This window comes from Synechococcus sp. BA-124 BA4, assembly GCF_034931165.1.
This window is the reverse complement of sequence record NZ_JAYGIA010000107.1, coordinates 1-14,402: the sequence shown is the minus strand read 5'-3', so window position 1 is coordinate 14,402 and position 14,402 is coordinate 1. Positions and strand designations below refer to the sequence as shown.

General features: G+C 66.3%; 16 protein-coding genes. 11 read left to right on the top strand and 5 right to left on the bottom strand.

Going from position 1 to position 14,402, the window contains the following annotated elements; translation table 11 throughout:
- The first annotated feature begins 51 nt into the window (after positions 1-51).
- Both VB734_RS13375 and trpC read left to right on the top strand, forming a co-directional pair.
- Positions 52-1,539: a dihydrolipoyl dehydrogenase gene (locus VB734_RS13375; protein ID WP_323243518.1), complete on the top strand. Its 1,488-nt coding sequence runs from the start codon at positions 52-54 to the stop codon at positions 1,537-1,539.
- Position 1,540: 1 nt separating this feature from the next.
- The gene (gene trpC / locus VB734_RS13370) at positions 1,541-2,425 is read left to right on the top strand and encodes an indole-3-glycerol phosphate synthase TrpC (protein ID WP_323243517.1); all 885 of its coding nucleotides are present in this window, start codon (positions 1,541-1,543) and stop codon (positions 2,423-2,425) included.
- 24 nt (positions 2,426-2,449) lie between these two features.
- Here trpC and VB734_RS13365 read toward each other — a convergent pair whose 3' ends face one another.
- Positions 2,450-3,352: a polyphosphate kinase 2 family protein gene (locus VB734_RS13365; protein WP_323243516.1), complete on the bottom strand. Its 903-nt coding sequence runs from the start codon at positions 3,350-3,352 to the stop codon at positions 2,450-2,452.
- A gap of 313 nt (positions 3,353-3,665) precedes the next feature.
- Between VB734_RS13365 and VB734_RS13360 the strand changes: the two genes are divergently transcribed.
- The 7 genes from VB734_RS13360 (at position 3,666) to VB734_RS13330 (ending at position 11,209) form a co-directional block, all read left to right on the top strand.
- On the top strand, positions 3,666-5,030 hold the full coding sequence (locus VB734_RS13360) for a V-type ATP synthase subunit B (RefSeq protein WP_323243515.1): 1,365 nt from the start codon (positions 3,666-3,668) through the stop codon (positions 5,028-5,030).
- A 5-nt stretch (positions 5,031-5,035) separates the two neighbouring features.
- Positions 5,036-5,638 carry a V-type ATP synthase subunit D gene (locus VB734_RS13355; RefSeq protein WP_323243514.1) on the top strand — a complete coding sequence of 201 codons (603 nt, stop codon included), beginning with the start codon at positions 5,036-5,038 and terminating at the stop codon, positions 5,636-5,638.
- Positions 5,635-7,443, top strand: a complete 1,809-nt coding sequence (locus VB734_RS13350; RefSeq protein WP_323243513.1) for a V-type ATP synthase subunit I — start codon at positions 5,635-5,637, stop codon at positions 7,441-7,443. The genes VB734_RS13355 and VB734_RS13350 overlap by 4 nt, the downstream gene beginning before the upstream one ends.
- Positions 7,440-7,892 carry an ATP synthase subunit C gene (locus VB734_RS13345; protein WP_323243512.1) on the top strand — a complete coding sequence of 151 codons (453 nt, stop codon included), beginning with the start codon at positions 7,440-7,442 and terminating at the stop codon, positions 7,890-7,892. Before VB734_RS13350 ends, VB734_RS13345 begins: the two co-directional genes overlap by 4 nt.
- Positions 7,893-7,972: 80 nt before the next feature.
- On the top strand, positions 7,973-8,674 hold the full coding sequence (locus VB734_RS13340) for a hypothetical protein (RefSeq protein ID WP_323243511.1): 702 nt from the start codon (positions 7,973-7,975) through the stop codon (positions 8,672-8,674).
- Positions 8,675-8,681: 7 nt separating this feature from the next.
- The gene (locus VB734_RS13335) at positions 8,682-9,365 is read left to right on the top strand and encodes a hypothetical protein (protein WP_323243510.1); all 684 of its coding nucleotides are present in this window, start codon (positions 8,682-8,684) and stop codon (positions 9,363-9,365) included.
- 41 nt (positions 9,366-9,406) lie between these two features.
- Positions 9,407-11,209, top strand: a complete 1,803-nt coding sequence (locus tag VB734_RS13330; protein ID WP_323243509.1) for a V-type ATP synthase subunit A — start codon at positions 9,407-9,409, stop codon at positions 11,207-11,209.
- Here the strand turns inward: VB734_RS13330 and VB734_RS13325 are convergent.
- The 4 genes from VB734_RS13325 to rpsD form a co-directional block, all read right to left on the bottom strand.
- Complete coding sequence (locus tag VB734_RS13325) at positions 11,181-11,942, bottom strand: class I SAM-dependent methyltransferase (RefSeq protein WP_323243508.1); 762 nt, start codon at positions 11,940-11,942, stop codon at positions 11,181-11,183. The two genes, VB734_RS13330 and VB734_RS13325, sit on opposite strands and share 29 nt — an antisense overlap.
- Before the next feature lie 71 nt (positions 11,943-12,013).
- Positions 12,014-12,496 (bottom strand): hypothetical protein, encoded by a 483-nt coding sequence (locus VB734_RS13320; protein ID WP_323243507.1) that lies wholly within the window; start codon positions 12,494-12,496, stop codon positions 12,014-12,016.
- A gap of 6 nt (positions 12,497-12,502) precedes the next feature.
- The gene (locus VB734_RS13315; RefSeq protein WP_323243506.1) at positions 12,503-12,952 is read right to left on the bottom strand and encodes a hypothetical protein; all 450 of its coding nucleotides are present in this window, start codon (positions 12,950-12,952) and stop codon (positions 12,503-12,505) included.
- A 61-nt stretch (positions 12,953-13,013) separates the two neighbouring features.
- Complete coding sequence (gene rpsD, locus VB734_RS13310; protein WP_094585400.1) at positions 13,014-13,622, bottom strand: 30S ribosomal protein S4; 609 nt, start codon at positions 13,620-13,622, stop codon at positions 13,014-13,016.
- Between the two features lie 130 nt (positions 13,623-13,752).
- Between rpsD and yidD the strand changes: the two genes are divergently transcribed.
- Together yidD and VB734_RS13300 are read left to right on the top strand one after the other, a co-directional pair.
- Entirely contained in the window at positions 13,753-14,001 is a 249-nt protein-coding gene (gene yidD / locus VB734_RS13305; protein WP_159816079.1) for a membrane protein insertion efficiency factor YidD, read from the top strand.
- Positions 14,001-14,267 carry a glutaredoxin family protein gene (locus tag VB734_RS13300; protein WP_323243505.1) on the top strand — a complete coding sequence of 89 codons (267 nt, stop codon included), beginning with the start codon at positions 14,001-14,003 and terminating at the stop codon, positions 14,265-14,267. Before yidD ends, VB734_RS13300 begins: the two co-directional genes overlap by 1 nt.
- The last annotated feature ends 135 nt before the right edge of the window (positions 14,268-14,402 follow it).

Below are 14,402 nucleotides of genomic sequence, written 5' to 3'. Positions count from 1 at the left end.
CGCCAGGCCCACGGCCGGCCCGGGGCCTGACAGGGGAGAATGCCGCTACCCATGCAGCCCCGTCCGGTGACCGCAGCACCCGCCTCCCCTCCCTCCGGGTTCGATTTCGACGTGATCGTGATCGGTGCCGGGTATGGCGGTTTCGATGCGGCCAAGCACGGCGCCGACCATGGCCTGAAGGTGGCGATCGTCGAATCCCGCGACATGGGAGGCACCTGCGTCAACCGGGGCTGCGTGCCCTCCAAGGCCCTGCTGGCGGCCAGCGGCCGGGTGCGGGAGCTGGCTGACGCCGAGCACCTCAAGGGTTTCGGCATCCATGCAGCGCCGGTGCGCTTCGAGCGCCAGAAGATCGCCGACCATGCCGCCCAGCTGGTGGCCACGATCCGCACCAATCTCACCAAGACGCTGGAGCGGGCCGGCACCACGATCCTGCGGGGCAAGGGACGCCTCGACGGCCCCCAGCGGGTGGCGGTGCGCGAGGCCAGCGGCGTGGAGCGGGTCTATGCGGCCCGCGAGGTGATCATCGCCACCGGCTCCGATCCCTTTGTGCCCCCCGGCATCGAGACCGACGGCCGCACCGTGTTCACCAGCGACGAGGCCATCAACCTGGAGTGGCTGCCCCGCTGGATCACGATCATCGGCAGCGGCTACATCGGCCTGGAGTTCGCCGACGTCTACACGGCCCTGGGCTGTGAGGTGACGATGATCGAGGCGCTCGACCGGGTGATGCCCACCTTCGATCCGGACATCGCCAAGATCGCTGCCCGCCACCTGATCGATGGCCGTGACATCGACGCCCGCTCCGGTGTGCTGGCCAGCAGGATCACCCCCGGCTGCCCGGTGAAGATCGAACTGGTGGACATGGCCAGCCGCGAGCCGGTGGAGACCCTGGAGGTGGACGCGGTGCTGGTGGCCACCGGCCGGGTGCCCGTGAGCAAGGACCTCAACCTGGCCAGCGTGGGGGTGGAGACCAACCGGGGCTACATCCCCGTCGACGATGGCCTGCGGGTGCTGGCGAACGGGGCACCGGTGCCCCACCTGTGGGCCGTCGGTGACGTGACCGGAAAAATGATGCTGGCCCACACCGCCGCCGCCCAGGGCACGGTGGCGATCGAGAACATCCTTGGCCACGCCCGCCGCATCGATTACCGCTCGATCCCCGCCGCCACCTTCACCCACCCGGAGATCAGCTCGGTGGGGCTGTCGGAAGCGGATGCCAAGGAGCTGGCCGCCGCCGAGGGCTTCGAGCTGGGAGCTGTGCGCAGCTACTTCAAGGCCAACTCCAAGGCCCTGGCCGAACTGGAGAGCGACGGCCTGCTCAAGCTGCTGTTCCGCAAGGACACCGGCGAAGTGCTGGGGGCCCACATCTACGGCCTCCATGCCGCCGACCTGATCCAGGAGATCGCCAATGCGGTGGCCCGGCGCCAGGGGGTGCGGCAGCTGGCCAGCGAGGTGCACACCCACCCCACCCTGAGCGAGGTGGTGGAAGTGGCCTACAAGCAGGCGGCCGCCAGCCTGGCCACGGCGGTGGGCGCCTGAGATGGAGATCCGTCGCCGGCCCCCCAACCCCTCGGTGCGGGTGGCCCACCTGGAATTCGGCACGCCCCACCCCGAGGAGAGCCCCCGCCACATCCTCGAGGAGATCGTCTGGGAGAAGGACCGGGAAGTGACCGCCGCCCGGGAGCGGGTGAGCCTGGAGTCCCTCAAACAGCAGGTGGCCGAGCTGCCACCCACCCGGGACTTCGCCGCGGCCCTGCGGGCCGGCTGCCGCAAACCGGCGGTGATCGCCGAGATCAAGAAGGCCAGCCCCAGCAAGGGGGTGATCCGGGAGGACTTCGACCCCGTCGCCATCGCCCGGGGCTACCGGGACGGCGGCGCCAGTTGCCTGTCGGTGCTCACCGACAAGCGCTTCTTCCAGGGGGGCTTCGAGGTGCTGGTGGCGGTGCGGGAGGCGGTGGAGCTGCCCCTGCTCTGCAAGGACTTCATCCTCACCCCCTACCAGCTGTTTCAGGCCCGGGCCGCCGGGGCCGACGCGGCCCTGCTGATCGCGGCGATCCTCACCGACCAGGATCTGGCCTATCTGCTCAAGGTGGCCAGGGGCCTGGGGCTGGCGGTGCTGGTGGAGGTGCACGACGGGGCCGAGATGGAGCGGGTGCTGCAGCTGGAGGGTGTCAACCTGATCGGCATCAACAACCGCGATCTGGCCAGCTTCACGGTGGATCTGGCCACCACCGAACAACTGATGGACCGCTTCGGCGAGCAGGTGCGTGCCCGCGGCGCCCTGCTGGTGAGCGAATCGGGCCTGTTCAGCCGCCAGGATCTTGATCGGGCCGTCGGAGCCGGCGCCGACGCGGTGCTGGTGGGGGAGGCGCTGATGCGCCAGGACGACGTCACGGCGGCCCTGGAGACCCTGATCGGCGGCTGACGCCGCCCCCCGTGGGCGCGGGGCTCAGTCTTTCTCCAGCACGGCCCGGGCCGCCTCCAGCTGGGCCCGGCCTTCCGGGCTCAGCTCGGGAACATGCAGGTGCAGGGAATCCAGGGTTTCGATGATGGCGGCCGCCACGGCGATGCGGGTGAACCACTTGTTGTCGGCGGGCACGACATACCAGGGAGCGTGGCGGCTGGCGGTGTGCCGGATGGTTTCGTTGTAAGCGTCCATGTAGTCATCCCAGAACGCCCGTTCCTTGATGTCGTTGGCGGAGAACTTCCAGTTCTTCTCGGGGCGGTCGAGGCGCTCGAGGAAGCGCTTGCGCTGCTCCTTCCTGGAGACGTTCAGAAAGAACTTCCGGACAATAATGCCGTTGTTATTGAGGTAGGTTTCGTAGTTCCTGATGTCCTGGAATCGCTCCTCCCAGATGTGCTTGGTGACGCGATCGGCCGGAAGCGTCTGCCGGGCCAGCATCTCCGGATGCACCCGAACCACCAGCGTTTCTTCATAGTAGCTGCGGTTGAAGATGCCGATCCGGCCCCTTTCCGGCAGGGCATTGTTCGATCGCCACAGGAAATCATGGTCCAGATCCACCGAGGAGGGTGCCTTGAACGAAGTCACCTGACATCCCTGGGGATTGACCCCACTCATCACATGCTTGATGGTGCCGTCCTTGCCCGCCGCATCCATCGCCTGAAAGATCAACAGCAGGGCGTAGCGATCCTGCGCGTAGAGCAGATCCTGGAAGTGCGCCAGCATCTGCACCCCCATGGTGAGCGCCTCCTGGGCCCGGGGTTTGTCTTCCTGATCCAGGTGCAATGTATCGGCAGGATCAAAGTCTTTGAGATGGAAACCCTTTCCATCCTCGATCCGGAAGGGCCTGGCGAATGTTCTGGCGCGTTCAAGGAAGTCCTGCTTCTCCATTCCCTTCTCTCCTGGCCTCGTTTCCAGTGTTAGGTCGCCTGACTGCGGCCCTGGATCCGGTCGCCATCATTCGTAAACCACGCGTTGGGCCTCTTCTTCATGCCCATTCGTCAGGCATGGGTCACGACTCGCCGCCAGTCAAGGCTTCGAGGGGACTGCCGCAACCCTTCACCCTAGCCACGTCATCTGGTTAAGGCAGCCATGAAAAACAAACCTTATCCCGATGGTTTTTCGGCGTTGCTGATTACACTGACGGCAGAGAACAGACCAGCGTTCAGACGGCCCTGCCCCAGCCCCTCCGGTCGCCCTCCCCATGCCCGCCTCCCTGGTCAGTTATTCGAAGATCCTGGAAATCGTCGGTGATATTCTCCGGGTCGAGGTGCCGGCCGACGCCACCCAGACGGATGGCGCGCCCCGGTTCAACGATCTGGCCGTGGTCCAGAACCACGATGGGACCTCCTCCCTGGCGCAGGTGATCGCCCTGAAGCAGGACTCCGTGTCACTGCAGGTGTTTCGCGGCACCAAGGGGGTGGCCACCGACTCGGCGGTGCATTTTCTGGGCCATCCGATGGAGGCCACCTACTCCAGCAACATCCTCGGGCGGGTGTTTCGGGGCACCGGTGAACCGATCGATGGCGGCCCCGGGCTTGCGGAGGATCCCAAGGTGCCCATCGGCGGACCTTCGGTCAATCCGATGTGCCGGGTTCTGGCCTCCAGGATGATCCGCACGAATGTGCCGATGATCGATGTCTTCAACTGTCTGGTGGAGAGTCAGAAGATTCCGATCTTTTCTGTCTCCGGGGAGCCCTTCAACGCCTTCCTCGCCCGGATCGGCATCCAGGCCGATGCCGATGTGGTGGTGTTCGGGGGCCTGGGGCTGATCTTCGATGACTATTACGCCTTTCGCCAGACCTTCGAGGACGCCGGCGTCTTCGCCCGCACGGTCATGTTCGTCAACCTGGCCTCCGATCCGATCGTTGAGCGCCTGCTGATTCCGGACATGGCCCTGGCGGTGGCCGAGCGGTTCGCCGTCCAGGAGGGCAAGCGGGTGCTGGTGCTGCTCACCGACATGACCTCCTTCGCCGATGCCCTCAAGGAGATCAGCATCGCCATGGACCAGGTCCCGGCCAATCGGGGCTATCCGGGTGATCTCTATTCCCAGCTGGCCCGCCGCTACGAGAAGGCGGCCGACTACGCCAAGGGCGGCTCGGTGACGCTGCTCACGGTCACCACCATGCCCGGCGACGACATCACCCACCCCGTGCCCGACAACACGGGCTACATCACGGAAGGCCAGTTCTATCTGCACGATGGGGTTCTCGACCCCTTCGGCTCCCTCTCCCGCCTCAAGCAGAACGTGATCGGCAAGGTCACCCGCGAGGACCACAACCAGATCATGAACACGTGCATCCGGCTGTACTCCGGAGCGCGGGATGCGGAACAGAAGCAGGCGATGGCGTTCGAGCTCTCCGATCTCGACCAGCGGCTGATCAAGTTCGGCGGCCTGTTCAAGACCAGGTTCATGGACATCAATGTCGACATCTCCCTCGAGGATGCGCTCGACCTGGCCTGGACGACGCTGGCCGAATGCTTTCAGCCCAGTGAGCTGCTGATGAAGCAGGACCTGATCGACAAGTACTTCCCTGGGGCGACGCCGCCCCCGCCACCCTCCCCGTAGTTTCGATGGCCAGGCTCTCGCTCACCAAGGCTTCCCTGTCGAAGGAGAAGTCCCTGCTGCGGACCTTTGTGGATGTCCTGCCGTCGCTGGACATGAAGCGTCGCCAGATCGGGGCGGAGCGGGAGAAGGCCCGGCGTCAGCTGGCCGAGGCCCTCGACAGGGCGGCGGCGATCGAGCCGGATGTGGCCGCCAGGCTGCCGATGGTCGCCAATCCGTCGATCGATCTGACGGATCTGGTGACGATCGCGACGCTGGAGATCGGCGAGGAGAATCTGATGGGCACCCGGCTGCCGGTTCTCCAGAGCCTCACGTTCCGGGTCAGCCCCTATGGCGTCCTCACCAAGCCGTTCTGGGTGGACGCCCTGGTGGTTGTGCTCCAGCAGGCCATGGAGCAGACCGTTCGCGTCCAGGTGGCCCGACGCCGCGTGGAACGGCTCGAACAGGCGGAACGGATCGTCACCCAACGCTACAACTTGTTCGACAAAGTGCTGATTCCGCGGGCACGGCAGAACATTCGCAGGATCGCCATTGTTCTGGCCGATGCCGAACGGGCGGCTGTGGTCAATTCCAAGATTGCCAAGCGCAAGAAGGAGCACCAGACGCCATGACGATCGTCGCCCTGGCCAAGGTGTCGATCTTCGCCCTGGCGGCGGAGAAGCAGGCCGTCCTGGAGGGTCTGCAATCCCTTGGCTGCCTGCATCTGATGGCCCTGGGTGCTGCGGAGGGGCCTGCTGATTTCACGGCCTCTCAGCCGGATGTGGAAGCCCGCGAGGCGCTGCGCTATCTGATGGACGTGCGCCAGCGCCGCTATCCGCTGAAGGTCGATCCCACCTTCCAGCTCGATGCCGTGGTGGCGAAGGCCCTGGCGAACCGGGCGCGCAAGCGCGTCGCCGAGGACAGGATTCTGGCGCTGCGCCACCATCTCGCCGAACTGGCCCCCTGGGGAAACTTCCGGCTGCCCGAGCGGCAGGAGCTCGCTGGCCTGCGCCTGTGGTTCTATCGGGTGCCCCATTCCCGGCTGGCGGCCTTCCAGCAGGCCCTCGATGGGCTGGCGCTGCCATGGCAGCGGATCCACGCCAGCCCCAGGCACGCCTACGTGGTGCTGATCGCCGAACAGGAACCCGATCAGACCCTCCTGCCGGTCCAGCGGTCCCACGTCGGGTCCGAGTCCCCGGAGGATCTGAGGGCCGAGCTCGACCGGGCCCATGTTGAGCTGGATGACATCGAGGCCGAGCATGTCGCCCTCAGCCGCTGGATCTTTCTGCTCTCCAAGCACCTCATCCGTGCCGATGAGCAGGTGGCCCTCCGACAGGCCGGTGAGAAGACCGCCGACCTCGGTCCCGTCATCCAGGTGCAGGGCTGGATGCCGCGTCATGACCTGCCCCGACTCACCGCCTTTGCCGAGCGGATGGGTCTGGCCTGCTGGGCCGAAAGTCCGGCGGCGGAGGATTCACCTCCCACCTTGATGACGAACCCGGATCTGCTGGCGGGCGGGGAAGATCTCGTCACCTTCTATGAGACGCCGGGCTATCGCGACTGGGATCCCTCGGTCGTCGTCTTTTTCTCCTTCGCCATCTTCTTCGCCATGATCCTGGCGGATGCGGGCTATGCCCTGGTGCTGGGTGTGCTGCTCGCCACGTTCTGGAGGGGCATGGGAACCCGGCCGTCCTCGCGGCGGTTCCGCGTCCTGGCGGCGGTCGGTCTGCTGTTCTCGCTGCTCTACGGGATGCTGGCCGGAAGTTACTTCGGGGCTCCTCCCCCGGCCGGATCCTTCCTGGCCCATCTTCGGGTGCTGAATCTCGATGATTTCAACGCGATGATGAAGGTGTCGCTGGTGGTGGGCGGCCTGCATCTGATCCTGGCCAATGGGATCGTGGCGGTGCGCGGGGTTTCGATCGCCGAGCGCGCCAAGCCCATCGGCTGGATCGCGATCATCCTGGCGGGCCTCACGCTCTACCTTGGCGGGGCCGCGCCGGCAGCCCGGGATCTGGCCCTGGGCCTCGGCAGTGGCGGGCTGCTCACCATCCTGTTGCTGAGCAGCGAGCGACCGATCAACGGTCCGGGGGCCCTGCTGTTGCGTCTCTTGGACGGGCTGTCCTCACTGGCGGAACTCTCCAAACTTTTTGGCGACGTGATGAGTTACCTGCGGCTGTTTGCCCTAGGCTTGGCTAGTGCCTCTCTGGCCCTGACGTTCAATCAACTGGCGGCCGAGGTCTACCGCTCCGATGTGCCTCTTGGGGTGCTGATTGCGCTGCTGATCCTGGTCCTGGGTCATGGCATCAATCTGTTGCTGGCCATCATCAGCGGCTTTGTCCACGGCCTGCGGCTCAACTTCATCGAATTCTTCAACTGGAGCCTTGACGAGGAAGGCTATCCCTTCGCACCCTTCAGCAAAAAGGAGACGGCCTCATGAACAACGACACCACCATTCTGGTCCTGGGCTGGATCGGCATCTACGCGCCGGTGGCCCTGGCGGCGATCGGTGCCTCCATCGGTTGCACGACGGCGGGCCAGGCGGCGATCGGCGCCATGATGGAGGTCAGCAGCGGCTACGGACGATTCGTCGGCCTCTCCGCCCTGCCGTCGTCGATGTCGATCTACGGCATCGTCGTGATGTTCATCCTCAACCGGCCGGTGACACCGGCGAATTCCGGCGGACTCTTCGGCATCGGCCTGCTGTCGGGGCTGGCCTTCCTGATGGCGGCGATCTACCAGGGGCTGTGCTGCGCCTCCGCCATTTCCGGCTCCAAGGCCAAGCCGGAGATCTTCGGCCTGTCCCTGGCCCCGGCGGCGATCGTCGAGGGGTTCGCCGTCTTTGCCTTTGTCTTCGCCCTGGTGGCGGCCGGGGGCATCCCCAAGTAGGGCTGTCCGAGCGCCGGCCGCGCTCCGGCATCTCCGTTCTCCCATCCTTTCCGACGTTTCTCCCCAGCCGGGCAGTTCCCATGGCCAACCCGAAGAAGCTCCGGCACGACACTCCCCTGGCGGTGGCCTCGGGTGTGGAGGAGTTGATTGGACGCCTGCGGGATCAGGGTGTGGAGAAGGGCCGGGCCGAGGCCGATGCGCTGCTGCAGGAGGCCCGGGCCAAGGCCGCTGCCCTGGTGGCGCAGGCCGAGGAGCAGGCCCGACAGATCGTCGATCGGGCCCGCAAGGAGGCCGAATCGCTGCAGACGTCGGGTCAGCAGGCCCTGGAGCTGGCCTTCCGCGACGCCAACCTGGCGCTCAAGGCCCAGCTCAGCGACCGCTTCACCGGTGAGGTGCGCCAGCTCGTCGGTGAGGAGCAGGAGAAGCAGGAGATCCTGGAGCGGATGATCCTGGAGATCGTCGGCACGCTCCGCCCGGAGGCCGACCAGTCCCAGCAGGTGGAGGTGCTGCTCCCGCGTCGGATCGCCGGTCTGGCCGAACTCAGCCAGCATCCGGAGGAGCTGGAGCAGGGCATCCTCAGCCGCTTCGTGCGTCTCACCGCCCGGGGGCTGCTGCGGGAGGGGGTCGGCTTCGGGGTGGCGAAGGGATCCCAGGCCGGGCTGAAGCTGCGACTGGTGGACCGTGATGTGGTTCTCGATCTCACCGATGCGGCGATCGCCCAGACCCTGCTGGCCCACCTGCAGCCCCGGTTCCGTGCCCTGCTGGAGGGGGTGGTGAAGTGAGGGCCCGATGAAGTACGTCGTGCTGATGGCCAGCCTGCCGCCGCTCGGGTCGTTGTTCGAAGCGACGGCACCGCCGATTTCCAGACTCAAGCTGGAAAGTCGCCTGGGCCTGCTGGAGGCGGCGGATCTTCAGGCCCTCGAGCAGATCGCCAATCTGATCGCCTGGCCGTCCCAGCCGCTGGATCGCACCGACCCGGCGTTCATCGCGGAGGCCCATCGCTTCCTGGCGGCCTACCGCAACCCCACCCTGCGGCGCCTGGTGACGCAGCGCCTGGAGATGCGCACGATCGTGGCGGCCTTTCGCCGCCGCCGGCGCGGCGAAGCCCAGCCGCCCATCGGGGAGGTCTGGGGATTCGGAGAATGGGTCGGCTTGATCGAGCGCAACTGGGGCGCACCCACCTTCCAACTGGAGGTGATCTTTCCCTGGGTCAGGCAGGCGCATGACCTGCTGGAGAAGGACGATCTGATCGGCTTCGAGAAGTTGCAGTTCTCCGTTGTCTGGGCCATGCTTGATCGCCTTGGAGCTGGCCATACGTTCGACTTCGAAGCGCTGATCATCTATCTCGCGCGCTGGAGTCTGGTCAGTCGTTGGTCATGCTACAACGGAGATGTTGCCGTTGATCGGTTTCGGAAGCTCGTTGATGCGGGCCTCGGCAGCCACAGAGAAATTGTTTCGGGTGTATCTCAATGAACAGCAGCATGGAGCCCTTTGTTGAATACCATCCCGCCAGCGTGGTTGCCGTGCAGGATGATCTGGTCACGATTCAGATGGCGGAGACACAGCCACGGCCCCTGCTCAAGAATGAGGTGATCTATATCTGTCTGCAGCGTCGCGGGGATGCACGCCAGGAGAAGCTGAAAGCCGAGATTCTGCGGGTGCGGGGCCGGCTGGCCGATGCCCAGGTGTTTGAAAGCACCAAGGGCGTCGGCATCGGTGATCCGGTGGAGCAGACCGGTGAGCAGCTCTCCGTGACGCTCGGCCCCGGCCTGCTGGGACTGGTCTACGACGGCCTGCAGAATCCCCTGGCCCAGATCGCCGCCGGCTACGGAACGTTTCTGCCCCGTGGTGCCGATGTGTCGCCCCTGGATCGGGAGAAGATGTGGTCGTTTCAGCCCAGGGCCAAGATCGGTGACACCCTCCATGCCGGAGACGTGATCGGCACCGTCCAGGAGGGCCGCTTCAGCCACAAGATCATGGTTCCCTTCGATCAGCAGGGGCCGGTCACCCTGGACTGGATTCAACAGGGGAGTTTCACGATCGATACGGCGGTGGCCCGGATCCGTGAGGGCAGCGGCACCCCACGGCCACTCACCCTCACCCAGCAGTGGCCGGTGCGGCGCGCCCTGCCCCAGGCGCTGCTGGAGACGAACCGCTGCGAGCGGCTCTACCCCCAGGAGCCGATGATCACCACCCAGCGGATCATCGACACCTTTCTGCCCATCGCCCGCGGCGGCACCGGCTGCATCCCGGGCCCCTTCGGCGCCGGCAAGACCGTGCTCCAGAACCTGATCTCGCGCCATTCCGATGTGGACATCGTGCTGGTGGTGGCCTGCGGGGAACGGGCCGGGGAGGTGGTGGAAACGATCACCGAATTCCCCAAATTGTCCGACCCCAAGACCGGCGGTTCGCTGATGGATCGCACCATCATCATCTGCAACACCTCCTCGATGCCGGTGGCGGCCAGGGAGGCCTCCATCTACACCGGGCTCACCTTGGGGGAGTACTACCGCCAGATGGGCTACAACGTGCTGTTGATCGCCGATTCCACCTCCCGCTGGGCCCAGGCGATGCGCGAAACCTCCGGTCGGCTGGAGGAGATTCCCGGCGAAGAGGCCTTCCCCGCCTATCTCGATTCCTCGATCAAGAGCGTCTACGAGCGGGCCGGCATCATCCGCACCTCTGATGGCTCCGTCGGCAGCCTCACCATGATCGGCACGGTGTCGCCGGCGGGGGGGAATTTCGAGGAGCCGGTCACCCAGTGCACCCTCGGCACCGTCAAGGCCTTCCTGGGGCTGAGTGCGGAGCGGGCCTACAAGCGCTTCTACCCCGCCGTCGACATCCTGCTGTCCTGGTCACGCTATTTCCAGCAGCTGGAAGGCTGGTTCTCCCAGCATCTTTCGCCGGACTGGGTGGGCCGCGTCGCCGAGATGAACGGGTTGCTCAAGGAGGGCGACCGAGTCAGCCAGATGATCCAGGTGACGGGGGAGGAGGGGGTGAGCCTGGAGGATTTCGTCGTCTTCCAGAAGGCCCTGTTCCTGGACATGGTCTATCTGCAGCAGGATGCCTTTGATGCGGTGGATTCCACCACGCCCCTGGAACGCCAGAAGACCTCCTTTGATCTGGTCTTCGATCTGCTCCACCATGACCCCACGTTCACCGACAAGAAGGCCGCCCGGGACTATTACACCCAGCTCACGGGTCTCTACCGGAACCTGAATTACGCCGCCACCGGTTCGCCCACCTACCGGAGCTACCTGCAGCAGATTCAGGCGCTCTCCGCAACCCCTACGCCCAGCCCAGTCGCGACGCCTTGATCGTCAGCGGCCAATGCAGGCGCCGTGGTGTCTCCGCCGCCCCCCAGGCGGCCGCCAGGGGCGGACGCAGCCGTTCGATGGGGTCGTGGCCCAGGGCGGCCCGGTAGCGGGCGCTGGCCGACCAGCTGGAGCCGTAGCCGAGCAGCTGCTCCAGGGTCCAGGTGGCTTCCATGGCGAAGGGCGGGGCCTCCAGGCATTCGAAGGGCAGCACCAGGTCGCGGTAGCCGTTCTCCACCTGCGCCTTCTCAGGGGGCCAGTAGGGGCCGACGATGTCGGCGTAGAAGTGCTGCAGGAGCGCATCGGGCCCCTCCCCCTCCAGCTCGGGGATGCCGTAGCTCCAGACGGCCAGCACCCCGCCGGGGCGCAGCACCCGCTCCACCTCCCGGAAGAACCGGGGCTGGTCAAACCAGTGCAGCGCCTGGGCCACCGTGACCAGATCGACGCTGTCCGCCTCCAGGCCGGAGCCCTCCGCCGCCGCCAGTCGGTAGTGCACACCGGGAGCGGGACGGGCAGCGGCCAGCTGGGAGGCGCTGGCGTCGGTGGCCACCACCTCGGCGAAATGGGCGGCCAGGCCGATGGCGGCCTGGCCCGTGCCGGTGGCGCAGTCCCAGGCCCGCTGGCGGGCGGGGGCCACCGCCGCCAGCCAGTCGAACAGGGCCGCCGGATAGGTGGGCCGGTAATGGGCGTACGCCCCTGAGACGGAGCCGAAGTGGTCGGTGAAGCTGGCGCCCATCGCTTCGGGTCCGCAGAACGAGGCCGTCTGCGCCCATACCTAGCCGCGGCGGATGCCGCCGGCCGCGGGCATCAACGCGTGGCTGAGGAGAGTCCCTGCTTGAGGCGACGGGCGGCGGCCTTCAGGTCCTGCATCAGGCAGGAGAGTCTCGTCCTTGCCGTCATGGCGATGGGGTCGCCATAGCCCAGGGCCTCGCGCAATCGGTGCAGCGACCGTGCGTGCGTGGCTTCGCGGAAGACTGCGGTGGTGAAGGGGTGGCGCTTCATGAGCCGTGGGCGCTCGGCTCGGCGGCCACTGGCCCCGGAGCCCATCTCGGCGCGCGAAATCTGGATCGGTTGTTCCGCCGCTTGCAGACGGGATGCGGCGGCTTCGCCAAGAACTGCTGAACGGATCCGGTTCCTTTCCCGCTGCTCATGCCGGGCCAGGGTCTCGATGTGCAGGTTGATGAGGGGATGGCTGTGGTTGCTCCAGGCCAGCCAGCTATGGAAGTAAAAGTCTGCGTAGTCATCGATGCGCTTAAACGCGTTCGCCATCGAGGAGAAGGAGCGACCCATGGCGAGTCAGGTGTCGAACGGGTCGCGATGGGTGTAGATGCAGGTATGGGGAATCTGGCGGTCGCCAAGCATCTCCACCAGGCTTGGTGCGGCGGAACCATCTGGGAAATGGCGGAATCTCCAGCCTTCGCCGAAGCTGTGGTCGCGGATCATCAGCACGGAAGCATCGGGATTGGCGAGGAATCTGTCGACGAGCAGATCAAGTCGTCGTTGGTACTCCTGAAGGGCTTCGGCTCTGGTGAACAGCTCCAGGGCGCGAACCCGATGCAAGGGATCTTCCGGGAAATACGTTGTTGGCGGATTGTAGGAGTAAGGGTTGGTCTCGCCGGTGAGCCAGGCGTTCCCATCCAGCGCTTTGGCGATGTAGTGAAAGAGGTAGGTGCCTGCGGAACAGGGAAGATTGGCGACCAGGACAATTCGTTTGTCCATGCTCTCTTTCTGATGGCTTGCGATCATAGGCCACAAAAAGCCCCCACTGGTAGGCGGGGGCTGGGAAGGGTTCGGATCGGGAAGGGGCTCAGACCTTGCGGCTGTAGAACTCCACCACCAGCAGTTCGTTGATCTCGAGGGCGACCCATTCCCGCTCGATGCGGCCGCCCACCTTGGCGGTCATCTTGGCCTTGTCGAACTCGAGGTGGGGCGGGATGTTGGCCAGGCCGGGGAAGGCCAGGTTGGCTTCGGCCAGGGCCTTGCTGCACTTGCGCTCGCGGATGGCGACCACGTCGCCGGCCCTGCACTGATAGCTGGGGATGTCCACCACCCGGCCGTTCACGGTGACGTGGCCATGGTTCACCAGCTGGCGGGCACCGGGAACGGTGGGACCGAGGCCAAGGCGGAAACAGATGTTGTCGAGACGGTTCTCGAGCAGCTTGAGCAGGTTGGTTCCGGTGGAACCCTCCTGGGCACGGGCTTTCTTCACGTAGCGCACCAGCTGACGTTCGGAAATGCCGTAGTTGAAACGCAGTTTCTGCTTTTCTTCGAGACGGATCGCGTATTCGGAGCGCTTGCGACGGGCTTGGCCGTGCTGACCGGGGGGATAAGACCGTTTGGCGGCCTTACGGGTGAGACCGGGAAGGTCCCCCAAGCGCCGCGTGATCCTCAGGCGAGGGCCGCGGTAGCGAGACATAAGGGAAGGGATCGGAGGTGGGGACGGCGAGGGTCACGGCTGCGGCATGCTGGGGTAACCCGGATGCCCGCGCGTGCTGCGCCAACCACCCACCCTAGGCGGCGACGGTCCCGGCCTCCTCCAGGGCGCCCTGCCGGCCGCTCCGGCCTCCCCCCTCTCGGCCGCCGTGGCTGCCCTGCTGCTGGCCCTGATCGGCGCCTACCGCCGCTGGATCTCCCCCCTGCTCGGCCCCCGCTGCCGCTTCATCCCCAGCTGCAGCGCCTACGGGCTTGAGGCGATCAGCCGCCACGGACCCTGGCGCGGCGGCTGGCTGACCGTGAAGCGCGTCTGCCGCTGCCATCCCTTCACCCCCTGCGGCTGCGACCCGGTTCCGGACTGATGCAGGAGCTGCTGCTGTTCACGCGCCAGGGCTGCTGCCTCTGCGAGGGCCTCGAGGAGAAACTGCAGGCGCTGGATCCCCCCCAGCCCCTGCAGCTGATCGACGTGGACACCGATCCGGCCCTGCAGGGGCGCTATGGGCTGGCCGTGCCCGTGCTGGCGGTGGCGGCCGGAGCCGACGGCCCCTTGCGGGAGCTTCCCCGGGTATCCCCCCGACTGGCGGGAGCCCAGCTGCAGGCCTGGCTGATCAAGCAGGGCGTGCGCTGAGGGTCACGCTAGGACAGGCGCCAGCTTCGTCCCGCCGGACGCCGCCGGCGCCGCCATGTCACCGCTGCTTCAGCCGCTCCTGCGTCAGGTGGGCCTGCCGCCGCTGCCCGACCCCACCGGCGCCCTGACCCAGGC

Bases quoted from the DNA above. Each gene is read 5' to 3' on its own strand.
- VB734_RS13375 (WP_323243518.1), top strand. From the start codon at position 52: ATGCAGCCCCGTCCGGTGACCGCAGCACCCGCCTCCCCTCCCTCCGGG.
- trpC (WP_323243517.1), top strand. From the start codon at position 1,541: ATGGAGATCCGTCGCCGGCCCCCCAACCCCTCGGTGCGGGTGGCCCAC.
- VB734_RS13365 (WP_323243516.1), bottom strand. From the start codon at position 3,352: ATGGAGAAGCAGGACTTCCTTGAACGCGCCAGAACATTCGCCAGGCCC.
- VB734_RS13360 (WP_323243515.1), top strand. From the start codon at position 3,666: ATGCCCGCCTCCCTGGTCAGTTATTCGAAGATCCTGGAAATCGTCGGT.
- VB734_RS13355 (WP_323243514.1), top strand. From the start codon at position 5,036: ATGGCCAGGCTCTCGCTCACCAAGGCTTCCCTGTCGAAGGAGAAGTCC.
- VB734_RS13350 (WP_323243513.1), top strand. From the start codon at position 5,635: ATGACGATCGTCGCCCTGGCCAAGGTGTCGATCTTCGCCCTGGCGGCG.
- VB734_RS13345 (WP_323243512.1), top strand. From the start codon at position 7,440: ATGAACAACGACACCACCATTCTGGTCCTGGGCTGGATCGGCATCTAC.
- VB734_RS13340 (WP_323243511.1), top strand. From the start codon at position 7,973: ATGGCCAACCCGAAGAAGCTCCGGCACGACACTCCCCTGGCGGTGGCC.
- VB734_RS13335 (WP_323243510.1), top strand. From the start codon at position 8,682: ATGAAGTACGTCGTGCTGATGGCCAGCCTGCCGCCGCTCGGGTCGTTG.
- VB734_RS13325 (WP_323243508.1), bottom strand. From the start codon at position 11,942: ATGGGCGCCAGCTTCACCGACCACTTCGGCTCCGTCTCAGGGGCGTAC.
- VB734_RS13320 (WP_323243507.1), bottom strand. From the start codon at position 12,496: ATGGGTCGCTCCTTCTCCTCGATGGCGAACGCGTTTAAGCGCATCGAT.
- VB734_RS13315 (WP_323243506.1), bottom strand. From the start codon at position 12,952: ATGATCGCAAGCCATCAGAAAGAGAGCATGGACAAACGAATTGTCCTG.
- rpsD (WP_094585400.1), bottom strand. From the start codon at position 13,622: ATGTCTCGCTACCGCGGCCCTCGCCTGAGGATCACGCGGCGCTTGGGG.
- VB734_RS13300 (WP_323243505.1), top strand. From the start codon at position 14,001: ATGCAGGAGCTGCTGCTGTTCACGCGCCAGGGCTGCTGCCTCTGCGAG.